At 33.7% G+C, this 23,765-nt stretch carries 18 protein-coding genes; 5 read left to right on the top strand and 13 right to left on the bottom strand.

Annotation, left to right across the window (positions count from 1 at the left end):
- Window position 1: 1 nt before the first annotated feature.
- Window positions 2-925 carry a PorP/SprF family type IX secretion system membrane protein gene (locus tag ABD766_RS05675; RefSeq protein ID WP_344815759.1) on the bottom strand — a complete coding sequence of 308 codons (924 nt, stop codon included), beginning with the start codon at window positions 923-925 and terminating at the stop codon, window positions 2-4.
- Window positions 926-958: 33 nt separating this feature from the next.
- Window positions 959-9,328, bottom strand: a complete 8,370-nt coding sequence (locus tag ABD766_RS05680; protein WP_344815761.1) for a fibronectin type III domain-containing protein — start codon at window positions 9,326-9,328, stop codon at window positions 959-961.
- A gap of 187 nt (window positions 9,329-9,515) precedes the next feature.
- Between ABD766_RS05680 and hflX the strand changes: the two genes are divergently transcribed.
- Entirely contained in the window at window positions 9,516-10,742 is a 1,227-nt protein-coding gene (gene hflX, locus ABD766_RS05685) for a GTPase HflX (protein ID WP_344815762.1), read from the top strand.
- Between the two features lie 52 nt (window positions 10,743-10,794).
- Here hflX and ABD766_RS05690 read toward each other — a convergent pair whose 3' ends face one another.
- From ABD766_RS05690 to ABD766_RS05715, 6 genes are all read right to left on the bottom strand, one after another.
- Window positions 10,795-11,682 carry a DUF3078 domain-containing protein gene (locus ABD766_RS05690; RefSeq protein WP_298303364.1) on the bottom strand — a complete coding sequence of 296 codons (888 nt, stop codon included), beginning with the start codon at window positions 11,680-11,682 and terminating at the stop codon, window positions 10,795-10,797.
- Window positions 11,683-11,782: 100 nt separating this feature from the next.
- Window positions 11,783-12,289 carry a DUF2480 family protein gene (locus ABD766_RS05695; RefSeq protein WP_344815763.1) on the bottom strand — a complete coding sequence of 169 codons (507 nt, stop codon included), beginning with the start codon at window positions 12,287-12,289 and terminating at the stop codon, window positions 11,783-11,785.
- A gap of 1 nt (window position 12,290) precedes the next feature.
- Window positions 12,291-12,614: an SUF system Fe-S cluster assembly protein gene (locus ABD766_RS05700; protein WP_298117622.1), complete on the bottom strand. Its 324-nt coding sequence runs from the start codon at window positions 12,612-12,614 to the stop codon at window positions 12,291-12,293.
- 6 nt (window positions 12,615-12,620) lie between these two features.
- Window positions 12,621-13,040 (bottom strand): SufE family protein, encoded by a 420-nt coding sequence (locus ABD766_RS05705; RefSeq protein ID WP_344815764.1) that lies wholly within the window; start codon window positions 13,038-13,040, stop codon window positions 12,621-12,623.
- Between the two features lie 37 nt (window positions 13,041-13,077).
- Complete coding sequence (locus tag ABD766_RS05710) at window positions 13,078-13,512, bottom strand: hypothetical protein (RefSeq protein WP_344815765.1); 435 nt, start codon at window positions 13,510-13,512, stop codon at window positions 13,078-13,080.
- 10 nt (window positions 13,513-13,522) lie between these two features.
- Complete coding sequence (locus ABD766_RS05715; protein WP_344815766.1) at window positions 13,523-14,737, bottom strand: aminotransferase class V-fold PLP-dependent enzyme; 1,215 nt, start codon at window positions 14,735-14,737, stop codon at window positions 13,523-13,525.
- 157 nt (window positions 14,738-14,894) lie between these two features.
- On the opposite strand from ABD766_RS05715, the gene ABD766_RS05720 reads away from it, so the two are divergent.
- Complete coding sequence (locus ABD766_RS05720) at window positions 14,895-16,247, top strand: serine hydrolase domain-containing protein (RefSeq protein ID WP_344815767.1); 1,353 nt, start codon at window positions 14,895-14,897, stop codon at window positions 16,245-16,247.
- Between the two features lie 93 nt (window positions 16,248-16,340).
- Window positions 16,341-16,529 (top strand): hypothetical protein, encoded by a 189-nt coding sequence (locus tag ABD766_RS05725; protein ID WP_298303352.1) that lies wholly within the window; start codon window positions 16,341-16,343, stop codon window positions 16,527-16,529.
- A 52-nt stretch (window positions 16,530-16,581) separates the two neighbouring features.
- Here ABD766_RS05725 and sufD read toward each other — a convergent pair whose 3' ends face one another.
- The 5 genes from sufD to ABD766_RS05750 form a co-directional block, all read right to left on the bottom strand.
- On the bottom strand, window positions 16,582-17,898 hold the full coding sequence (gene sufD / locus ABD766_RS05730) for a Fe-S cluster assembly protein SufD (protein WP_344815768.1): 1,317 nt from the start codon (window positions 17,896-17,898) through the stop codon (window positions 16,582-16,584).
- Window positions 17,899-17,965: 67 nt separating this feature from the next.
- On the bottom strand, window positions 17,966-18,715 hold the full coding sequence (gene sufC / locus ABD766_RS05735) for a Fe-S cluster assembly ATPase SufC (protein ID WP_344815769.1): 750 nt from the start codon (window positions 18,713-18,715) through the stop codon (window positions 17,966-17,968).
- Between the two features lie 36 nt (window positions 18,716-18,751).
- Window positions 18,752-20,200, bottom strand: a complete 1,449-nt coding sequence (gene sufB / locus ABD766_RS05740) for a Fe-S cluster assembly protein SufB (RefSeq protein WP_344815770.1) — start codon at window positions 20,198-20,200, stop codon at window positions 18,752-18,754.
- A 197-nt stretch (window positions 20,201-20,397) separates the two neighbouring features.
- A complete protein-coding gene (locus ABD766_RS05745) occupies window positions 20,398-20,658 on the bottom strand; it encodes a four helix bundle protein (RefSeq protein ID WP_344815771.1) in 261 nt (86 codons plus the stop codon).
- A 46-nt stretch (window positions 20,659-20,704) separates the two neighbouring features.
- Complete coding sequence (locus ABD766_RS05750) at window positions 20,705-21,034, bottom strand: HesB/IscA family protein (protein WP_344815772.1); 330 nt, start codon at window positions 21,032-21,034, stop codon at window positions 20,705-20,707.
- Window positions 21,035-21,200: 166 nt separating this feature from the next.
- Here ABD766_RS05750 and ABD766_RS05755 point away from each other — a divergent pair, with 166 nt between their 5' ends.
- Window positions 21,201-22,058 (top strand): MBL fold metallo-hydrolase, encoded by an 858-nt coding sequence (locus tag ABD766_RS05755; RefSeq protein ID WP_344815773.1) that lies wholly within the window; start codon window positions 21,201-21,203, stop codon window positions 22,056-22,058.
- Window positions 22,059-22,123: 65 nt separating this feature from the next.
- Complete coding sequence (locus ABD766_RS05760) at window positions 22,124-23,716, top strand: S8 family peptidase (protein ID WP_344815774.1); 1,593 nt, start codon at window positions 22,124-22,126, stop codon at window positions 23,714-23,716.
- Window positions 23,717-23,765: the final 49 nt, after the last annotated feature.

Raw genomic sequence — 23,765 nt, forward strand, 5'->3', positions numbered from 1 at the left:
GTTAGAAATATCTTGGAGATTGTGATACTTTTTTCGGGAAATTCAAATCGAACAACAAAATTACCTCATGAGAAGATGGTGTTGTAATATTCAAATCTGAAACAATGTGGTCGTATGCATATCCAATTTTTAAATTTGGAGTTATTGCATAATTAACCATCGCACCAAATGAATCCTCTAATCTGTATGTTGCACCAACTTCAAACTTATCATTAAACATAAAGTTAGTTGAAACATCAAGAGATGTTGGAGCGTTAAATGCAGATTTAATCATTGCAAATGGTTTAAATTTAACGTTAGGGGTTAAATCAAACACATATCCACCTGTTAAGAAATAGTGCTGCGTATCAGTACCAAATTGTCTACCATTAAAATCCAAATGCTTTGATTTTAACATATTAGGAACAGATAAAGCAACATAATATTTGTTTGTATAATAAAATAAACCTGTTCCTAAATTCAAAAAGGTATTGTTTGTATTTGATGCAAAGGCAGGGTCATTTGGATCAGGAACGTTTCCGTTACCAATTTGACTAAACAATGCAACTTTATGAAAAGTAGCACCACCTTTTAGACCAAAAGCTAACCTATGCTCTCCTCCTAAATTTAAAGTATAAGAAAAGTCTGCATAGATATTATTTTCTTCAACTGGTCCAATTTTATCTGAAATTACAGATAAACCTAAACCAACATTCTTACCAACTGGACTGTGTAAAAAGAATGTTCCTGTTGTTGGTGCATCTTCAATTTGAACCCATTGTTTTCTGTAAAGCAAACCACCTGCAAGGTTTTCTTTAGATCCAGCATAAGCAGGGTTAATAACACTCATATTATACATATACTGAGTGTAGTGAGGGTCTTGTTGTGCACTCATTTCAAGGAATGTCAACAAAGCAAACGCAGTTAAGAAATATATTTTTTTCATTGTTTTGAAATTTATCATTATATAGTTAGTTTGTTATTTTATTTCTCTGTTAATATAAATCCAACCTGTTTTGCTTGGCTGATTGTTTTTAAATTCTATCACATAATAATAAGTACCATCTGGTAATTCATTACCATTATCAGATTGTCCTACCCATTCTTTGGTATATTCTGATTTAGAATAAACATTTGTACCATATCTATTATAGATACTTAATTTCTGAACATTAAGATTTTGCAAATCAAAGAATTCATTAAAACCATCGTTATTAGGAGAAATACCTTTTTGAATTGTACAGTAAATACTTGATAATGTTATCTGATGCGTTAATGTACATCCGGCTGCTGTAGTTACTGTTAGAACAAAAGTCAAAGGTAATTGCTCAGTAGTTGTGGTTCCATTTACATAACTTGTTACATCAAAAGTAGAATTTGTTCCAACTGGTAAACTGTTATATACCCAGTTAAAAGTTGCAGTATTTACATCAAAACTACCATTTGTTGGTGTAACTTCTAAAACAAAATTATTGTTAACACATGCTCCATCTATAACAAAATCAAATGGTGGAACAAATGTTACTGTTCCAGAATCACTTAAACTTGAACAACCTGTTGTGGTATCTGTAATAATTACAGAATATACTCCAGATATAGTCGTAGAGAAAGAAGAAACGTTTCCTGGACTTGTCACTCCTGATGGAACTGTCCAAACATAAGTATATGTTCCTGATGTTCCCGGTGTTGCAGTAACAGTCGCAGAACTACCTTGGCAAATTGTTACATCATTTACTGTTACAGTTGGATTTGGATTTATAGAAACAGTTCCACTTGCACTTGGGCTTATACATCCAGTTGCAGTATTTGTAATAACAACACTATATGTACCAGCAATTGTTGTACTAATTGTAGCATTATTACCAGGATTTGTTGCTCCAGCTGGAACAGTCCAAGCATAACTATAAGTTCCTGAAACACCTGGTGTTGCAGTAATTGTTGCAGTAGAACCTTGACAAACTGTTGTGCTACTAACTGTAACAGTAGAGTTTGCGTTAATAGTTACAATTCCTGAAGCGCTTGAACTAACACAACTTGTAGCTGTATTTGTAATAACAACTGAGTAAGTTCCTGATACAGTTGCAGTAAATGTATCTACGTTTCCTGGGTCTGTTGCTCCTGATGGAACTGTCCAAACATAATTATATATTCCTGAAGTACCTGGTGTAGCAGTTACTGTAGCTGGAGTACCAGCACAAACTGTAGGACTATTAACAGTTACTGTAGGATTAGAATTAATAGTTACAACACTTGAAACACTTGTACTACTACAACCAGAAGTTGCATCAGTAATTACAACAGAATATGTTCCAGAAATTGTTGCGTTAAATGTTGCAACGTTTCCTGGGTCTGTCGCTCCTGTTGGAACTGTCCATACATAGTTATATGTACCTGCCGCACCTGGCGTAGCTGTTACTGTAGCTGGAGTACCAGCACAAACTGTAGGGCTATTAACGGTAACTGTAGGATTAGCGTTTATTGTAGCAATTCCTGAAGCACTAGAACTAGTACAACTTGTTGCTGTATCTGTAATAACTACTGAGTAAGTTCCTGAAACTGTTGCATCAAAAGTTGCTACGTTTCCTGGGTCTGTTGATCCTGTTGGAACTGTCCAAACATAATTATATGTTCCTGAAGTACCTGGCGTAGCAGTTACTGTAGCTGGAGTACCAGCACAAACTGTTGGGCTATTCACAGTTACTGTTGGATTAGCATTAATAGTTACAACAGAAGAAACACTTGGACTAGTACAACCAGAAGTTGTGTCAGTAATTACAACTGAGTAAGTTCCTGAAATAGCTGCATCAAATGTTGCAACGTTTCCTGGGTCTGACGCTCCTGTTGGAACTGTCCAAACATAGTTGTATGTACCTGTCGCACCTGGCGTAGCTGTTACTGTGGCTGGAGTACCAGCACAAACTGTTGGACTATTAACAGTTACAGTAGGAATAGCATTTATAGTTACAATTCCAGATGCACTAGAACTAACACAACTTGTAGCTGTATCTGTAATAACAACTGAGTAAGTTCCTGATATTGTTGCATCAAATGTTGCAACGTTTCCAGGGTCTGTTGCTCCTGTTGGTACGGTCCAAGCATAATTATATGTACCTGACGTACCTGGTGTAGCTGTTACTGTAGCTGTAGTACCAGCACAAACTGTAGGGCTATTAACAGTTACTGTAGGATTAACATTAATAGTTACAACACTTGAAGCACTAGAGCTACTACATGCAGTTGTTGTATTTGTTATAACAACTGAGTATGTTCCTGATAATGTTGCATCAAATGTTGCAACGTTTCCAGGGTCTGTAGCTCCTGTTGGAACAGTCCAAACATAATTATATGTTCCTGCAGCACCTGGAGTAGCAGTTATTGTAGCTGGAGTGCCAGCACAAACCGTTGGGCTATTAACTGTAACAGTTGGACTATTAGCATCAACTAGAGTTATTGGAGTATTATTCGTTAATAAACAACTATTGATTGACAATAAGAAGTTAGAATAATTACCTGAATTTAACCCTGTAATAACATATTGACCAGAAGCATTAGTAGTTACATTGTTTGGACCAACTGTAGTTGTACCATCTTGATAAGTTAAATCATATGCTTCATTAGGTGCTAAACCAGAAATTGTAATTGTACCATCTGTACCACCACAAGTTGTTGGATTTGTACTTGTATATAAAGGTTGAGCTTGAATTGTATATGTAGCAATATAATTTGCACCATTATTATTAATTAATATAGTGTCATCACAAGCTGTCGTTGAGTTTACATCACCTGTAACATCATAATAAACTTCTAAAACATAATCACCTGGAGCATAAGCCGTCAAGTTAATTGGTGATTGAGAATCATTCAATACTCTTTGCCATTTTTGGTCACCTGTATTACATGGACCTCCAGATGGGAAAGTACCTCCTCCACAGTTATCAAAGAAAGGTAAATCTAATACTGTAAATGCGCCTGGAGTTGTAGCCGCAGGATAAATTCTATAATTTAATCTAGCACTACAAACATTAGCTGTTGCAGATTTAAATGTTTTTACTTCTGCACCTCTTAAAATTAATGTATTTGAATTTTGTACATAGGTTCCTAAATCCGTATTTGGGAAAACATTTGATGCAGGTCCTATTATATCTATTCCTGAACCAACAGTATTAAAGAAATTTGAAGTCGCACAATTTGTCAACCAAACTGCACTTGCATAACTACCAAAATCACAACTCGGTAAAACAGTAACATTTAATGTTGTTGTTGTAGCACATTGACCTGGATCTGGAGTAAATGTATAAGTTCCAGAAGCCGTATTACTAACTATCGCTGGTGACCAAGATCCTGTAATTGGTGTAGAGTTACTTGATGATGTTGGAAGTACTGGTGCCGGAGAACCTGGACAAATTGGTGCAGGTGCAAGAAATGTTGGAACTATACTAGGTGTTACAACAATATCCATAGTTGTTGGAAAAGAACATTGTGTAATAGCCGGTGTAAATGTATAGGTTGTTGTTCCTACTACATTACTAACAACAGATGGTGACCAGGTACCAGTAACACCAGTTGTTGATGTTGTTGGTAACACTGGAGGTGTAGTTCCTTCACAGAATGGTTGAATTTGATTGAATGTAGCATTTACATAATCAACAACAATAATAGTTTGTGTACTTGATGCCGATTGAGGACATAATGGGTTATTATCAGAAGATGTTGCTGTTATATTATATGTACCAACTGCTGTTGGAGAGAATATAACACTACTTCCTGTTGTTGCGCTTAACTGAGCAGATGGTGTCCAAGTATAAATACCATTACCACCTGTCGCATTTAAAGTTGCTGTTTGTCCTAAACAAATTGTAGGAGAAGTTGTAGAGGTAGAAGTATTAATAGCAACTGGAGTTTGAATTCCAGTATTTGCTCCAATAACATAACTAGCTACGTCGCCTGCAAATCCATCAATCATTACATAATAGGTCTGACCAGGAGTTAATCCTGTTGCGGTTAAATTGGTTGATCCCGCAGGAACATTTCCTGGACTCCAACATAAATATTCGGTAACTGGACCTGATCCACAAGTTGCAGCACCAAATATCATAATCTGAATACCTAAATTGTCTTGTGAACTTGTAACCCATACATCTAATGATATCGTAGAAGATGAAGCAACAAATGTTAAGAAAGAGTTGTTTTCTAATGAACCACAAAACTCTGCTGATAATTCTGGCCAAGAGTCAGAAGTATATGAAGCCGAAGTATTTCCACAATATCCGTTCAAATTACATATTGGTGTAGCTACAGCACATGTATTTCCTGCTGCCGTATTTGTTATACAACTTGGGGGAGGAACCGGAGTGCCTATACATAATGTAAATGCAGTAGTTTGATTTGCTGTTGCTGACCAAGTGTAAACTCTTATAAAATAAGTTTGACCAGGCACTAAATTATTAGCAATACTAGTATTAGGATCGCTACAATATAGTTGTGTTAAATTACCGCAAGTTCCTGAGTAAAGTACATGAAATAAATCTGTTGTACTTCCCGTAACGTTATTGAAGTTTATTGTATGTGTGGTACTAGTTGCTGTAAATTGGAACCAGACATCATCATCATCAGTTCCGCCACATGCGTTAGGTTGTGATGAAGCTGTTGCTCCAACTACTGTTCCTGATACAGTTTGAGTACATGTGGTTGTAGGATTAACTGGTGCTACTGTAGCATTAGCGCATTCATCATTTGCAATTAATGTTGTAAATGACCTAACATTTGACCATAAACTAATATCTGATGGTCCACAAATTGATCTTACATAAACAACATATTGTGTTCCTGAACTTAATCCGGTTGCTAAATAAGGGTTAGTTGTTGTAATAATCCCTGTAGATCCTGCTGTAGGAGGAGGAGAACCAGCTGGTAAAATAAGCACTTCCCATGTTGTTGCTGTTCCTATCTCTGTCCATGAAATAGTTGCGCCTGATTGTGTTATGGTTGATATAGCAACCGCGGTAGGTTTTGGACATGTAGGTGCTTGTGCACAAGTTACATTTGCAACCCAACCTGGAGCGTTTACTGAACCATCACTTCTAAATCTGAATGTTAAACATCCATTAGCACTTGATGCAGTGAAAGGACCAGGTAAATTAGCACCTGTTAAATTACCCCAATAAGATCCTGGCAAACCACCAGGAACATTGCCAGCTCCATTTGCACTAGCCAATTGAGGAGCTGTAATTGAATTTCCATCAAAAACATATAATCCATCCCAGTTAGCCTCAGTATTAAATGTTGTAAAAGTTACTGTTACTTGTTCTGTAGGTATTGTTGGACAAATAGTAACTGTATAATCTGTACCATTTGCATAATTAACAGTTGCACCAGCTGGATCTGTAAATATTCCTCCACAAGCTGGTGGTGCAATTTGAGTCGTTATAGTAGTTGGTCCTACCCAGTTACTTAAATCATTTCCAGGACATACAGCTCTAACATATAAATTATAACAAGTATCTGGCGTTAATCCCGTGAAAACATGTGGATTTGTTGTAGTTGTTATAAAAGTTGTTGTAGAAGCATTTGGAGCAGGAGAACCACATGGTAATGCTAAAACATGCCATGTAGTTGCAGTATTTGGATTAACCCATGCTAAAGTAGCTGAGTTTGAAGTGACTGTAGATGTCGTTAGAGTATTTGGATTTGGACATGTTGGCGGTACTGCACATGTTACATTTGCAACCCATCCAGGATTGTTAACAGAACCATCACTTCTAAATCTGAAAGTTAAACAACCATTTGGAGCTGTAGAAGTAAATGGCCCAGGTAAATTTGCTCCTGTTAAGTTACCCCAATAAGATCCTGCTAATCCGCCAGGAACATTTCCAGCGCCATTAGCACTTGCTATCTGAGGAGATGTAATTGCATTTCCATTGAATACATATAATCCATCCCAGTTGGCCTCAGTATTAAAAGTTGTAAAAGTTACTGTTACTACTTCTCCAGCAACAGTAGGACAAATTGTTACAGTTGAATCAGTACCATTCGCATAATTTGCGGCTGCTCCACCGGGATCAGTAAATGTTCCTCCGCATGCTGGTGGTGTTATTGTAGTGGTAAATACTGCTGGACCAGACCAAGTACTTAAATCTGAAACCGAACAAGCACTTCTCACATAAACATTATAACAAGTTTCTCCTGTCAACCCTGTTAATGGAAAAGGATTCGTGTTTGCCGTTACCCATCCTGTAGATGCTGCTGTTGGAGCTGGTGATCCACAAGGTAAAGCTAATACATGCCACTGTGTTGCAGGTCCTGCTGCAGTCCAAGCTATGTTTGCTGAACTATTTAAAATTGTGTTTGCTGTTACTGAAAAAGGAGCTGGACAAACTGGAGGTAAAGCACATGTTACATTTGCAACCCATCCTGCAGCATTAGTAGTTGCATTACTTCTAAATCTGAATGTTAAACACCCATCAGCACTTGAAGATGTAAACGCTCCAGGATTAGTTGTTCCCCAATAAGAACCTGCTAAACCTCCAGGAACAGTTCCTGCAGGATTACCGCTTAAAAATTGAGGTGATCCAACTGAATTTCCGTTGAATATATATAATCCATCATTACTAGCTTGCGTATTGAAAGAAGTAAAAGTTACAGTTACTACTTCGCCTGGAGTAGATGGACAAATAACTACTGTTGAATCTAAATTATTAGCATAATTAGTTGTAGCCCCACCCGGATCTGTAAATGTTCCTCCACACGCTGGTGGTGGAACTAAAGTATTAAACAAAAACGGACCAGACCAAGCACTAAAAGTTCCATTTCCACAATCTGCTCTTACCCAGAATTGATTAGTTGAATCTGGAGTTAAACCAGTAATTGGATTAGTAGTGTTTGAACTTGTTTGAATGCCAGCGCCTGTTGGTAGTGGACCTCCTCCTGCTTGAACTACATATTCCCATGAAGTTGCTCCTCCTGGATTATCCCAAGATAAGTTACCTCCATTTAAAGTAATACCTGTTACAGCTAAATTTGTTGGTTGAGCACAATTTAATTGTTGAATAACCAATGTATAAGCATAAGTTTGTGCTGCTGTTGTACCAGAAAGTACAATAATATATTGTTGACCTGCCGTTACGTTTAAACTTGGAATTGATCTTACTGTATTAGTTGTGTTTGCTACACCTGCCAAACAAGTAGCACCAACATTAGCACATCCTTGATATACAAAAATTGAAGAACTATTTGAACCTGGAGTCATTGTAATACTTATAGCTCCAGTAGTTGTTGGTGTATATGAATAAAACACATCATTACCTGTCATATAATTTGTTGTAGTACCACAAGACGCTCCTTGATTTGTATCTGTTGAATCACTATAATTCCCAGTATTATCGGTTGTACTATAAGGTAGTGTTGTAACCGTAATTGGAGCCACACATGACAGACCAGGTGTTGTCGTTGCAAAATTAAATGGACCTACCCAGTTACTTGAACCATCAGCACATAAAGATCTCACATAATAAACATAAGCAGTTCCTGGATTCAGTCCTGTAGCTACATATGGAAGTGGTCCATTATAAACAACTCCAACTCCTGTTTGAGTTCCTGTTGCTGATGGAAAAACTTCTATTTCCCAAGAAGTAGAACCACTTGGGTTTGTCCAGTTTAAGTTAGCTGAAGTTTGAGTTATTCCAGTTGCTGATAAATTTGTTGGCTCTAGACATCTTTGTATTAATCTAATGTCATCTACCAACCATCTGTCTCCGCCTAAACCTGCTGTAGGTTGAGTATGACGCATTACAAAAGCAATATGAACTTGTAAACCCGCATAAGCAGTTAAATCAACAACTTTTTCTTCATAAACATTATAAGTTGTATTTAAAGTGGTTTCTGTCCATGAAGCTGCTGTTATTGCGTAATTTGCAGCTGTAGTTTGTGAACCAGCAGTGACATTTGTATTAACTTTTATAAGATATTCCGTAGCAGATACAGTTGCGATTGTTGATCTTGTCCAGAAACGTAATTGTCCATTTGCAGGAACTGTTAGAATTGGTGTTGCCAAATAATCCTCAGAAGTATTTCCGAGACCAATATTTTCACGATCAATAAAAGCACAATTTGTACCTTGATAGGCAGGATAAACAGCTGTGTTTATACCCCATCTTCTTGTTAAACCAACACCGTTATCAAAAACAGCCCATTGATTTCCTGTTGCTCCTGTACCTAAAGTCCATGGGGTTGGCGTTGTTGGTAAGTCTACACCTGTAGTACCTTCAAATCCTTCAGAACCTGGAGTAGGAAACTGAGAATAACCAACTATTGTAAACAATAAAGCAACAATTAGTAAAGTAATTTTCTTCATTAACGTAGTAATTTAAGTTAATTATTATTTTGTGTTTGTTTGGTTTTAATCTCCAAATTTAACAAAATTTATAAATAAAGCTATAAAAATGGTGTTTTTAACTAAATAAAATTGTTAAAAATATTTCATGTTGCAGATTGTCGATTTTTTGTGCATTTTGTCTATTTTTGCAATAGAAAAGAATATTATGTTAGAAAAAGAAAAAATAGATTTTGAAAAAACAGTCATAGTCGGTATTGTAACTCAAAATCAAAATGAAGAAAAACTTGTTGAATATTTAGATGAACTAGAATTTTTAACTTTTACTGCTGGAGGTGAAGTTGTAAAAAGATTTTGGCAAAAAATGGACAAACCAAATCCGAAGACTTTTCTTGGAACAGGAAAAATGGATGAGATTCATCTTTATGTAAAAGAACATGAAATATCTACTGTGATTTTTGATGATGAACTATCACCCTCTCAACAAAAGAATATTTCAAAAATTTTAGATTGTAAAGTATTAGATAGGACCAATCTTATTTTGGATATTTTTGCTCAACGAGCAGAAACTTCCTATGCAAGAACACAAGTAGAATTGGCTCAATGTCAATATTTGCTCCCAAGGCTTTCTGGAATGTGGACTCACCTTGAAAGACAAAAAGGAGGTATTGGTCTTCGTGGTCCAGGAGAAACAGAAATTGAAACCGACAGACGAATTGTTAGAGATAGAATTTCTTTATTGAAAGATAAAATTAAAACTATAGACAAACAAATGTCTGTTCAAAGAAGTAATCGTGGCGCAATGGTTAGAGTTGCTTTGGTAGGATATACAAATGTTGGAAAATCAACTTTGATGAATGCTATTGGAAAGAGCGATGTTTTTGTAGAAAACAAATTATTTGCCACTTTAGACACAACTGTTAGAAAAGTTGTAATTAAAAATTTACCTTTCTTATTGTCTGATACTGTTGGGTTTATTAGAAAATTACCAACGCAATTAGTTGAATCTTTTAAAAGCACATTAGACGAAGTTCGTGAAGCAGATTTGTTACTTCATGTTGTAGATATTTCACATCCTGATTTTGAAGATCATATAGCATCTGTAAATCAGATTTTAATGGATATTAAAAGTAATGATAAACCAACAATAATGGTTTTCAATAAAATTGACGCCTATAAACATCTTACTATTGAAGAAGATGATTTAATGACTGAAAGAACAACCAAACACTATACTCTAGAAGAATGGAAACAAACTTGGATGAGTAATGTTGGTGAAAAAAACGCTTTATTTATTTCTGCAACAGAAAAAGAAAACTTTGAACAATTTAGAGAAATCGTTTATGAAGCTGTTAGAGAAATTCATGTAACTAGATTTCCGTACAATAAGTTTCTTTATCCAGATTACAAAGATGCTATTGAAAAAGAAGAATAAAAAAATGCCTTTAGAAATTCTAAAGGCATTTTTTATATAATTGATTTAAGTATTAAAAACCATAATTCACTCCTAAACCAATAATTTGTCTAGTTTGAAAACCTCTGAATGCATTGTCGTCATAAATTGTTTGGAATGCAAAATTTGTTGATAAAGATTTATTGATTTTCATTGCAATATTTAAAGTATAATCAATATCTACATTTTGAGGATCTTCTAAATAGTTTGAATATAAATTTAATATATTTTCAACAGTAACATTTTCCATTAAATTAAATTTGTAATAACCATTTACCGCTGCTCCAAATTCAAAACGTGTATTATCACCTTGTGCAACACCAAATGAAGAACCAAAAGTTGTAAAATGAGGATGAACAATAATTAATTTAGAAGTTGCAGGAGCAATATTTACTTTCAAATTATCACTTTTTTTCCACATCATACCTGGTCCAAATTGAAAAAAGGCAGGTGAAAAGAAATGAGAAGTTTTTATTCCAGACCCTAAATCAAAACCAGAGTCTAATTGAGTTTTAAAGTTAAAAAACGCTGAATAAAACCAATAACCAGAAGCTTTTTTACCTAATAACGAATTGAATTCCAATCTATCATCAGACTTTTGCATTTCTTGATCTTTTATTTTTGTAAGACCATAAGCAGCAAATAATCTGTTGTCCCAATTCCAATCTCCGCTTTTGTAATTGAAATCATAATTTAATCCCACATTTCCTGAGATGTTACTTTGACCACCTGCTAACCAATTATTGAAAGTTGCTTGATTTGCTAAAAAAGTAAAAGTCCCTTTTTTAACCCATCCATTAGGTTTATCTGCAGCAACTTTTGCAGCTTCTTCAGTTTTTTTTAAGTTCTCTTTTTCTGTGTTTTGAGCCATTGATAAACTCACAGTCATTAAAAAAACTATTGAAAGTAAAATTTTTTTCATTTTGTTTTGTTTTAAAATTTTCGAGTGCAAAGGTAAAAATACATTTGACTTTAACAAATCATATGAAAAAATGTAAGCTGTTGATTTTGTAGAATTTAAACTACTTTTTCTTGTATAATGGTACAGCTGAACATGCTTCGCCATACATTATACTTTTTGCAACTCGTTGAAGATTTTGAATTGCAATGATGTAAGCACTTTCTGGTACTGGTTTTTTAGAACAACCTTTTAAAATAACAGGCTTATCTTGATAAGTAGAATAATTAATTTCAGACAAAATCTCTTGATACAATAAAGTATCTAAATCAGATAAATTACCTAAAACAACCTTCTTTGCAAATGGTGAAACATAAACAGTAACTAGGATACTTGCCCAAGCCGGAATTATGGCATCTGTTGAACAATTTACTGCAACTAAATGACCTTGATATTGTGACCAATCGTGATTTTTTAATGCTTCACGAAAGTCTTTCTCTTTCAAAAGAAATCCTTCATAAAGCCATTTTGATATGTCTATTTGAGTTCGAACTCCATTTGGATAATAATCTTCCAAATCGAAAACTTCAAGTGCAGAATTGGCAACTTTATTTATAATCTCTTCTGACATTTTACAACATTCCTAATTCAAGTTTTGCTTCTTCGCTCATTAAATCTTTGCTCCATGGTGGATCAAAAGTGATTTCAACTTCGCATGATTTAACTACATCAATTTTGGTTACTTTTTCTTCCACTTCACGAGGTAAAGTCTCTGCAACTGGACAATTTGGTGATGTTAAAGTCATTAATACTTTTACTTCATTATCCTCATTAATCATCACGTCATATATCAAACCTAACTCATATATATCAACAGGGATTTCTGGGTCGTAAATTCCTTTTAAAACCTTAACTACATTCTCACCTAAATTAATTTCATCTTTAAATTCTTCCATAATTATTTAATTTTTAGCATTATACGCTAAAGCATACATTTTTATTTGTTTAACCATTGATACCAAACCATTGGCACGAGTTGGAGAAAGATGTTCTTTCAATCCTATTTCATCTATAAAATCGGTATTTGCCTCTAATATATCCGCTACTTTTTGATTGGAAAAGGCTCTAATCAATATTGCAATTATTCCTTTGGTTAAAATAGCATCACTATCTGCAGTAAAAACTATTTTATCTTCGTTTTGTTCTGCATGAACCCAAACTTTAGATTGACAACCTTTTATTATATTATCTTCTGTTTTGTACTGTTCATCAATTAAAGGAAGTGCTTTCCCTAAATCGATAATGTACTCATAACGTTGCATCCAGTCGTCAAACATCGAAAATTCATCAACAATTGTGTCCTGTATTTCTTGTATTGTCATATTATGCTGAATTATTTCAATATCTATTATAATCTATTTATTCTTCTTTAACCAAAGAAACCAATTTGTTCACAAACTTTTCAATTTCAACTGGTGGATAACCATGGTCAAAATTTTTGGTTTGATATTCTTTCTCTTTGTAATTAATTATCAACTCTGCAATGGCTGCACCATCATAAACTCTTTTTTGAGTCGGGTCTTTATAAGTTGACAAACTATCAAGTTCTATTTTTTCAAAATATCCAACTAACTCTTTCCAATCAGCATCAGAAATTTTGGAAGTAACTCCTTTGTCGGCCGAGTCTCTTTCTCTAGAAACAGAAATTTCTTGATTTTGTATTGTTATTTTTTGATAAAAACCACGAGTATTAGCTGTATAAACAATTTTCGCATTAGCAATATCGTTTTTAGCCTCTTGTGAACATCCTTTTGCCATGAAAATGGTTAGTACTAATAATGTAAATACTTTCATAATTATGTGTTTAAGTTAACATCATTTTAGCCTTTTTAACGGCTTCGACAAAGATATCAATTTCTTCTTTAGTATTGTAAAAAGCAAAACTAGCTCTAATAGTTCCTGGAATACTAAAGAAATCCATTATCGGTTGTGCGCAATGATGCCCTGTTCTTACTGCTATTCCTAATTTATCTATTATCGTGCCAATGTCATAAGGATGAATGTCATCAATATTAAAAGAAATTACAGAAGCTTTTTCTTTAGCCGTTCCATAGATTTTTAATCCTTCTATTTCAAGAAGTTTTTTTGTCCCGTATTCTAGTAATTCTTGTTCGTAGGAAGCAATATTGTCAAAACCTATTTCATTCATATAATCTATTGCTGTTCCAAGTACAATTCCACCTTCAATATTGGGTGTTCCTGCTTCAAATTTGTGTGGTAAATCAGCATAAGTGGTTTTTTCAAATGAAACCGTAGCAATCATTTCGCCACCTCCTTGATATGGAGGTAATTTTCGAAGCCATTCTTCTTTTCCATATAAAATTCCAACGCCTGTTGGTCCACAAATTTTATGTCCTGAAAACACATAAAAATCACAATCTAAAGCTTGAACATCAGGTTTTAAATGCGGTATTGCTTGCGCGCCATCAATTAAAACAGCAGCACCAACTTCATGCGCTTTTTTAATCATATATTCAATAGGATTAATCGTTCCTAAGGCATTTGAAATATGATTTACAGTTACAATTTTAGTTTTATTTGAAAGCAAATTATCGTAATCTGATAGTATTAATTCACCAGCTTCGTTCATCGGAATTACTTTCAAAACAGCTCCGGTTTTTTCACACAACATTTGCCAAGGCACAATATTACTATGATGTTCTAAAGCAGATACTAAAACCTCATCGCCGGTGTTCAAAATAGAAGCAAAACCATTCGCCACGGTATTTATAGAATGTGTAGTTCCTGAAGTAAAAATTACTTCGTATGGGAATTTAGCATTAATGTGATTTTGAATTTTACCACGAGAAACCTCATACGCATCGGTAGCATCTTGACTCAATTTGTGCACACCTCTATGAATATTTGCATTCAATTGTTCATAATATTTTGTAATAGCGTCAATAACCACTTTTGGCTTTTGAGATGTCGCGCCATTATCAAAATAAATCAACGGTTTACAATAAATCTGTTGCGATAATATTGGGAAGTCTGCTCGTATTTTATTTATATCTAACATTTCTTTATTTAGAATTTTTCTAAATACAAAAGTAATAAAATTGAAACTGATTTTTACCAAACAGATGTTAATAAAATCATAGTTTTATAAATGTAAAACTTTATAATGATTACTGATTTCATTTTTAATTTATAAATTGCATGAAAATCTATTTACAATGAAAAAATTCTTCAAAATATTCGCGGTTTTACTCCTATTAGTTTTAGTTTATCTTCGAATAGAAATTTATCCGCAACTTGATATGATAACTGGTTTTTCATCTAAAAGCGTTACGTCAGGACATTTTTTAGATAATCGTTCATTGGAAACCATTGAACAAGGCGATAATGATATTGATAAAATAGATTGGGCAACCAATGAAATTAATGATGCTGAACGATTTGTTACTTCAAAAGTCTATGGATTAAAAGAACGAAAAGCTATTTATCGTGAAGGATTAGGAGCAACATTGATTAACGATGATTTTGATGTTTCCAAACCGTACAATGTTCCGAAAAGGACTAAAATAAATACTAATTTACCTTTTCCTTATGGAAATTTAGACCAAAAAGACACTGTTTTTTCAAACATTGATTATGTCAAATTAAACGCTATTGTTGAAAATGCTTTCGATAAAAAAGGTCAAAAAGACAAGCGAACACGTTCGGTAATTGTAATTTATAAAAACAAAATTATTGCCGAAAAATACGCGGATGGTTTCAATAAAAACTCAAGAATTTTAGGTTGGTCGATGACGAAAAGTATCACAGGAACTTTATTTGGAGTTTTGCAAAAACAAGGCAAATTCGATATCATGAAAGCCGCTCCAATTGCAGAATGGGCAACCGATGAACGCTCTAAAATTACAACAAACGATTTACTTCATATGAATTCAGGATTAGAATGGGAAGAAGATTATGGTAAAATTTCGGATGTGACCAAAATGCTTTTCATTGAAGAAGATATGACCAAATCACAAATCAATAAACCATTGGTTGGAAAACCAAATAACACCTGGAATTACTCTTCAGGAACAACCAATTTGTTAAGCGGAATTTTGCGAAAACAATTCAAAACGCATCAAGAATATTTAGATTTCTGGTACACCAATTTATTAGACAAAATCGGTATGAATTCAGCTATTGTTGAAACCGATATGGCTGGAAATTTTGTTGGTTCGTCTTATGGTTGGGCAACCACACGTGATTGGGCAAAATTTGGCTTATTGTATTTACACAAAGGCAATTGGAACGGCGAACAAATTTTTGATGAAAGTTGGGCTAAATACGTTGCAACTCCAACGAATTCTTCCAATGGTCAATATGGTGCACAATTTTGGTTAAACGCTGGCGGAAGATTTCCAAATGCTCCAAAAAACATGTTATACGCAAGTGGCTATCAAGGACAAATGGTAGCAATTTTCCCAAGCCATGATTTAGTTATCGTTAGAATGGGTTTGAAAGAAGATTCCGAATTTGATTTTAATAGTTTGTTGAGTGGCGTTGTTGGGAGTTTGAATAAAAAACCCTAATAAATTTACAAATTTTTAGTTTAAATGTGTAATATTTCTGAGCAACTGCCATCTACTTTTGTAGGGATAATCTAAAAAAATAATATCATGAATATGAAAAGGATTTTTGGTGGATTCCTTACGGTTTTAGGAATTGTTGGACTTATATACACTGCTGTAGTGTTTTCAAGTACTGCTGGAAGCGAAAGAGATATAAAGTCCTTAATTATATATGGAGTGTTAGGTGTAGTCTTTTTTGTTTCTGGTATTGGATTGATTAAAACAACTAAGGACGAATCATAAAAAAAGCTTTCCGAAATGGAAAGCTTTTTTGTTATATAAAAGAAATTTTTATCTACAAATCAAAACCTAAATTAACACCTAATTTATTAGCAATAATCTTAGTAATTCGTTGTTTTAATTCGGGTATTTTGATGCTTTCGATTACAGTATTTGAAAACGCATACATCAATAGTGCTTTAGCTTCTTTCCTTGGAATACCGCGTTGTTGCATGTAAAACATAGCGCTTTCGTCTAATTGACCAATCGTGCAACCGTGTGAACATTTTACATCGTCGGCAAAAATTTCTAATTGTGGTTTGGCGTTGATTGTAGCTTTATCACCAATTAAAATATTGTTATTTTGCTGAAAAGCATCGGTTTTTTGAGCTTCTTTTTCAACATAAATTTTACCATTAAAAACTCCTGTTGAACTGTCTGCTAAAATCGTTTTATAGTTTTGATGACTTTCGCAATTTGGCGTTGCATGATTTACAAGTGTATAATGATCAACATGTTGCTTGTCACCAATAATCGTAATTCCTTTTAAAGTAGAATCAATTCTTTCTCCAAAATGATAAAAATTTAAGTTGTTTCTGGTTATGTTTCCACCAAAAGAAAACGTGTGAACCGAAACTCTACTTTCTTGTTTTTGAGAAATATAGGTGTTATCAATTAGGTTTGCTGTTAGCAAATCGTTTTGAATTTTGTAATAATCAACGATAGCACGTTTTTGAGCAAAAATCTCAGTAACTGCATTTGTCAACACGGGATTTTCGTTCAACGATTGGTGTCTTTCAATGATTTGAACGTGAGCATTTTCACCAACAATTACCAAATTTCGAGGTTGCACCATCAAAGCATTTTCAACTCCAGTAGAGAAATAAATGATTTCGATTGGTTTTTCAACCACTTTACTTTTCGGAATGTTGATGTACGCACCTTCATTAGCGAAAGCGGTATTCAACGTAGTTAAAGTCTCGTCTTTACTAGCTATTTTATTGAAATACTCGTCAATAACCATTTTGTATTTTGGTTTGGTCAATGCCGATGACATCAAGCAAACATCCAATCCATCATGTGTAGTTGATGATAAAAACGAAGAGAATTTTCCGTCCACAAAAATCACTTTGTAGGTGTCAATTTCATGAAGGAAATACTTCTTAACCTCAGCAAATTCAATTGCATTTTCGTGTTTTGGAAAAACGGTGAAGTCATTTTTTAAGATGGCGTTCAACGAAGTATATTTCCATGCTTCCTCTTTTTTGGTTGGGAAACCTTTATTTTCAAAGTTTTTTATAGCTGAAGTACGCACATCATGCAACTGCGAAGTCACATCGATTTGCTCTTCAAATGCCATGAAAGACGATACTAATTTTTCTTTTAAATCCATACAATGATTTGAGATTTGAGATTTGAGATTTGAATATTAACAATTTCAAATTTCGAACTTCAAATTTTTAATTTAATTCACTTTTTATCCAATCGTATCCTTTTTCTTCTAATTCGTAAGCCAATTCTTTTCCGCCTGATTTTACGATTTTTCCGTCCATTAACACATGAACAAAATCCGGAATGATATAATCTAATAAACGCTGGTAATGCGTAATTACTAGAACAGCGTTGTTTTCGTTTTTAAGCTTGTTTACGCCATTAGCAACGATACGAAGTGCGTCAATATCAAGACCTGAATCGGTTTCATCTAGAATAGCGATTTTTGGTTCTAACATCGCCATTTGGAAAATCTCGTTACGTTTCTTTTCTCCTCCCGAAAAACCTTCGTTTAAAGAACGAGATAAGAACTTTCTATCCATTTCCAATAATTCAGATTTCTCACGAATTAATTTCAGCATTTCGTTGGCTGGCATTTCTTCTTGTCCGTTAGCTTTTCTCTTTTCGTTAATCGCTGTTTTGATAAAATTCGTAACAGAAACTCCTGGAATTTCAACTGGATATTGGAACGACAAGAAAACACCTTTGTGCGCTCTTTCTTCTGGCGCTAATTCTGAAATATCTTCACCTTCTAAAAGGATTTCGCCTTCAGAAACTTCATAATTTTCGTTTCCTGCAATAATAGAAGAAAGTGTAGATTTTCCGGCACCATTTGGCCCCATAATGGCGTGAACTTCTCCTGCTTTTATCTCAAGATTAATTCCTTTTAATATTTCTTTGTCTTCAACCGAAGCGTGTAAGTTTTTTATTGATAACATTTTTTGAATGTGTTTTTTATTCTGATTTAATATTGATTATCCAACTGATCCTTCCAACGAAATTTCTAATAATTTTTGTGCTTCAACTGCAAATTCCATTGGTAGTTTATTTAAAACTTCTTTACTAAAACCATTTACGATTAACGCAATAGCTTTTTCAGTTGGAATTCCTCTTTGATTGCAGTAGAATACTTGGTCTTCTCCGATTTTTGAAGTCGTTGCTTCATGTTCGATTTTTGCACTTGAATTTTTACTTTCAATGTACGGAAAAGTATGAGCGCCACAATTATTTCCCATCAAAAGAGAATCACATTGAGAGAAGTTTCTAGCATTATCTGCATTAGCGCTAATTCGAACCAAACCTCTATAGCTGTTTTGCGATTTTCCTGCCGAAATTCCTTTTGAAATAATAGTCGATTTAGTGTTTTTTCCTAAATGAACCATTTTAGTTCCGGTATCAGCTTGTTGGAAATTATTGGTTACGGCAATCGAATAAAATTCTCCAATTGAATTGTCACCTTTTAAAACCACTGATGGATATTTCCAAGTTACTGCCGAACCTGTTTCTACTTGTGTCCATGAGATTTTTGCGTTTTTCTCGCAAATTCCTCTTTTAGTAACGAAGTTAAAAACTCCACCTTTTCCTTCTTTATTTCCTGGATACCAGTTTTGAACTGTTGAATATTTTATTTCGGCATTATCTAAAGCAATAAGTTCTACAACAGCTGCGTGCAATTGATTTTCATCACGACTCGGCGCTGTACAACCTTCTAAGTAAGAAACATAACTGCCTTCGTCAGCAATAAGAAGTGTCCTTTCAAATTGTCCTGTTCCTGCTTGATTGATTCGGAAATACGTTGACAATTCCATCGGACAACGAACACCTTTTGGAATATAACAAAAACTTCCGTCAGAGAAAACCGCTGAATTTAGCGCTGCATAAAAATTATCTCTTTGAGGTACAACCGTTCCTAAATACTTCTGAACCAATTCTGGATACTCGCGAATTGCTTCAGAAATACTCATGAAAATGATTCCTTTTTCCGCCAATGTTTTCTTGAAAGTGGTTGCTACAGAAACAGAATCGACAACAATATCCATTGCAACATTGTTCAATTTCTTTTGTTCGTCGATAGATATTCCTAACTTTTTATACATTTCTAAAAGATCAGGATCTACATCGTCTAGTGTTTTATTTGGATCGGCTTTTTTAGGAGCTGAATAGTATGAAATTGCTTGAAAATCGGGTTTGTCATAATGAACATTTGCCCATTCTGGTTCTATCATTTCTTGCCATGCACGAAACGCTTCAATACGCCAATCGGTCATCCATTGAGGTTCTTCTTTCTTTTTAGAAATCGCACGAACAATATCTTCATTTAACCCAATAGGAAATGTCTCCGAATCCAGATCGGTATAGAATCCATATTCATATTCTTTGTTTTCTAATTCGACTTTTAAGTCGTCTTCTGTATATTTTGCCATTTTTATTTAAAAAATTGAAAAATCTAAAAAATCTAAAATAAAATTGCTCTTATAATTTTTTTAATCTTTTTGATTAATTTTATTCTGTTTTTCTAAATTCTTCAAATACTTAATATAATTTCCAAGTTGTTTTGAAATTTCTAAAACATCATTTCTATGATTGTAAAAATTTTCTCCATTTATATATTCTAATAATTTCAAAAATTAAACATATTTCTACATTCACCTGCAGATCCTTTTGAAAAATATAAAAACCTTATTAACTCTTTTTTAGTTTCTCTTTCAAATCCTTCAGCAATATTATTTGAAATTGACAATGCTGCTCTTTGTAATTGATCTTTTAACCCAAAATCTTTGGAAATTTGTTGGTTTGTCAATGTTAATTTATATACTTTAACTCCAAATTCAAGAGCTTTTTGATAAACTTCCATTTCTTCAAACGAACTGTATTTTGCCATTTCTATCTATTTTAGATTATTTCGATTTATTGCTTTTTTAGATTTATCACAAAGAGAATGATTCTCCGCAACCACAAGTTCTACTTGCATTTGGATTATTAAATACAAATCCTTTTCCGTTCAATCCGCCTGAAAATTCTAAAATTGTTCCTGCTAAATACAAAAACGATTTCTTTTCTACGGCTATTTTTACATTATTATCTTCAAAAACTTTATCGTTTTCACCCAACTCTTTGTCAAATTTTAATTCATATGACAAACCTGAGCAACCACCACTTTTTACGCCTACTCTAACATAATCTTGGGCAGCGTCAAAACCGTCATCTTTCATCATATCGATGATTTTTTTGCTTGCTGAATCAGAAACTTTTATCATTGCTTATTTTGATTTTGTCTAAATTAATGGCAAAGTTACTACAATTATCGATTTTATCAACAAACACTAACATTTTTATAACTAATGTTTCCATAGAAAAAATTGATTTTATCGTTTATCAAACCAACCTATTTAGTAAATTGCAACGTTTTTAAAATTAAAAATCATGAAACTTTACCCAATTGAAGCTGGAAATTTTAAATTAGATGGTGGTGCCATGTTTGGTGTAGTGCCAAAAACCATTTGGAATAAAACCAATCCGGCAGACGAAAATAATCTTATTGACATTGCAGCTCGTTGCCTTTTAATTGAAGAAGGAAATCGCTTAATCCTTATAGACACTGGAATGGGAAACAAACAATCGGAGAAATTTTTTAGTTATTATTCGCTTTGGGGAAATCATTCCTTAGACAAATCATTGGCTAAATATGGTTTTCATCGTGATGATGTAACCGATGTTTTTATGTCGCATTTGCATTTTGATCATTGTGGTGGAAGCGTAAATTGGAACAAGGACAAAACAGGTTATGAAGTTGCTTTCAAGAATGCCAAATTTTGGACCAATGAAAACCATTGGGAATGGGCAACCAAACCAAATCAGCGCGAAAAAGCATCATTTCTTTCAGAAAATATTTTGCCTATGCAAGAAAGTGGACAGTTAAATTTCATTAAAAGACCTGATTCAGATTTTGGGATTTGTGATTTGGGATTTGAGATTTTTTATGTTGATGGACACACAGAAAAAATGATGATTCCGCATATTCAATATCAAGATAAAACTATTGTTTTTTGTGCCGATTTGATTCCAACTGCAGGACATTTACCTTTACCTTATGTTATGGGTTATGATACGCGACCACTTTTAACAATGCCAGAAAAATCGAAGTTTTTAGAAAATTGTGCAGAAAATAACTTCTATTTATTATTAGAACACGATGCGCACAACGAAATCATCACAGTAGAAAAAACAGAAAAAGGCATTCGATTGAAAGAAGTTTTTAAATGTGAAGATATCTTAATCTAATGTTAATCATTTTTAAATTCTAATAAAACTAAATACTTTTAAACCAATTTTTTAAATTAATAATAATGAAATTAATAAAACCTTTTTTTATCTCGGCTATAGTAGCGCTTGCACTTACAAGTTGTAGCCCATCATTAGCTCCAATGGTTGGAACAAATCCGGCAAATATTGATAAAACTCCATTAAAAACAACACCTGTAAAAGAAGATGATTTAAAACGCTGGAGTCATTTAGACTTAGTGAAAGATACTATTCCAGGAATGAGTGTTGATAAAGCTTACAACGAACTTTTAAAAAATAAAAAAGGCAAAAAAGTAATTGTTGGCGTTATCGATTCTGGAATTGACATTAGTCACGAAGATTTAAAAGGTAAAGTTTGGACCAACAAGAAAGAAATTGCTGGAAACAAAAAAGATGATGACAATAACGGATACATTGACGATATAAATGGTTGGAACTTTCTTGGAGAATCAAACGATGAAAATTTAGAGTTAACAAGAATTGTTAAAAAAGGACCAAATACGCCTGGTTATGCAGAAGCAAAAGCTGAGTTAGATGCTAAATTAGCAGAGATGAATCAACAAAAACCTCAAGTTGATATGATTGCTAAAGCTGATAAAGATATAAGAACACATCTTAAGAAAGAGGTTTACACTTTAGCAGATTTAAAAGCAATCTCAACAACTGATGCTAATCTTAATCAGAGTAAAATGATAATGACCAGCGTTGCAACACAAGCTGGTGAAGGTTTTCAAGATGAAATTAAAGAATACATTGATTATGTTTATGAGCAATTAAATTATAATTTGAATGTAAATCATGATGGTAGAAAACTTGTTGGAGACAATCCAAATGACATTAACGATAAAAAATATGGTAATGGAAATGTAAAAGGACCAGATGTTACTGATGGCTTACACGGAACTCACGTAGCAGGAATTATTGCACAAGTTCGTGGAAACGGAAAAGGTGGCGATGGTGTGATTAACAATGTTGAGATTATGGCTCTTCGTGCTGTTCCAAATGGTGATGAATATGATAAAGATATTGCTTTAGCAATACGTTATGCGGTAGATAATGGAGCTAAAGTTATCAACGGAAGTTTTGGAAAAGATTATTCTCCACAAAAAGAATGGGTTTGGGAAGCTATAAAATATGCAGCTAGCAAAGATGTACTAATTGTTCATGCCGCTGGAAACGATGCTAAAGATATAGATACAGAACCAAACTTTCCGTCTGATGAAGTGAATGGTAAAGAAATTGCTGATAATTTCCTTTCTATAGGTGCATTAAACAAAGAATATGGAACTAATATTATTGCTTCTTTTTCAAATTTTGGAAAAATGAATGTAGATGTCTTCGCTCCAGGAAATCAAATCTATGCTACCATTCCTAACAACAAATACAAATATTTACAAGGAACATCAATGGCATCACCAAATGCTGCTGGAGTTGCTGCGTTAATTCGTTCATATTACCCAAATTTAACAGCATCTCAAGTGAAACATATTCTTATGGATTCTGGAACTCCAATATCAGCAAATGTTGTTGTAGGTGAGCAAAAAACTGCTGTCCCATTTTCAAACACTTGTGTTTCAGGTAAAATTGTTAATGCTTACAATGCTTTGTTAATGGCAGAACAAATGTCAAAAAAATAAAAAACTATAGTATCAAACTAATGGAAGAGCATAACGTTCTTCCATTTTT

This window comes from Flavobacterium cheonanense (assembly GCF_039539185.1).
In the GTDB taxonomy this organism is placed as follows: Bacteria; Bacteroidota; Bacteroidia; order Flavobacteriales; family Flavobacteriaceae; genus Flavobacterium; species Flavobacterium cheonanense.

What these genes read in the sequence shown, in the direction of transcription:
- ABD766_RS05715 (WP_344815766.1), bottom strand. Translation starts at nt 14,737, where the DNA reads ATGTTAGATATAAATAAAATACGAGCAGACTTCCCAATATTATCGCAA.
- ABD766_RS05720 (WP_344815767.1), top strand. Translation starts at nt 14,895, where the DNA reads ATGAAAAAATTCTTCAAAATATTCGCGGTTTTACTCCTATTAGTTTTA.
- ABD766_RS05680 (WP_344815761.1), bottom strand. Translation starts at nt 9,328, where the DNA reads ATGAAGAAAATTACTTTACTAATTGTTGCTTTATTGTTTACAATAGTT.
- ABD766_RS05710 (WP_344815765.1), bottom strand. Translation starts at nt 13,512, where the DNA reads ATGAAAGTATTTACATTATTAGTACTAACCATTTTCATGGCAAAAGGA.
- ABD766_RS05705 (WP_344815764.1), bottom strand. Translation starts at nt 13,040, where the DNA reads ATGACAATACAAGAAATACAGGACACAATTGTTGATGAATTTTCGATG.
- ABD766_RS05760 (WP_344815774.1), top strand. Translation starts at nt 22,124, where the DNA reads ATGAAATTAATAAAACCTTTTTTTATCTCGGCTATAGTAGCGCTTGCA.
- ABD766_RS05690 (WP_298303364.1), bottom strand. Translation starts at nt 11,682, where the DNA reads ATGAAAAAAATTTTACTTTCAATAGTTTTTTTAATGACTGTGAGTTTA.
- ABD766_RS05695 (WP_344815763.1), bottom strand. Translation starts at nt 12,289, where the DNA reads ATGTCAGAAGAGATTATAAATAAAGTTGCCAATTCTGCACTTGAAGTT.
- ABD766_RS05755 (WP_344815773.1), top strand. Translation starts at nt 21,201, where the DNA reads ATGAAACTTTACCCAATTGAAGCTGGAAATTTTAAATTAGATGGTGGT.
- ABD766_RS05675 (WP_344815759.1), bottom strand. Translation starts at nt 925, where the DNA reads ATGAAAAAAATATATTTCTTAACTGCGTTTGCTTTGTTGACATTCCTT.
- sufB (WP_344815770.1), bottom strand. Translation starts at nt 20,200, where the DNA reads ATGGCAAAATATACAGAAGACGACTTAAAAGTCGAATTAGAAAACAAA.
- sufD (WP_344815768.1), bottom strand. Translation starts at nt 17,898, where the DNA reads ATGGATTTAAAAGAAAAATTAGTATCGTCTTTCATGGCATTTGAAGAG.
- sufC (WP_344815769.1), bottom strand. Translation starts at nt 18,715, where the DNA reads ATGTTATCAATAAAAAACTTACACGCTTCGGTTGAAGACAAAGAAATA.
- ABD766_RS05745 (WP_344815771.1), bottom strand. Translation starts at nt 20,658, where the DNA reads ATGGCAAAATACAGTTCGTTTGAAGAAATGGAAGTTTATCAAAAAGCT.
- ABD766_RS05725 (WP_298303352.1), top strand. Translation starts at nt 16,341, where the DNA reads ATGAAAAGGATTTTTGGTGGATTCCTTACGGTTTTAGGAATTGTTGGA.
- ABD766_RS05750 (WP_344815772.1), bottom strand. Translation starts at nt 21,034, where the DNA reads ATGATAAAAGTTTCTGATTCAGCAAGCAAAAAAATCATCGATATGATG.
- hflX (WP_344815762.1), top strand. Translation starts at nt 9,516, where the DNA reads ATGTTAGAAAAAGAAAAAATAGATTTTGAAAAAACAGTCATAGTCGGT.
- ABD766_RS05700 (WP_298117622.1), bottom strand. Translation starts at nt 12,614, where the DNA reads ATGGAAGAATTTAAAGATGAAATTAATTTAGGTGAGAATGTAGTTAAG.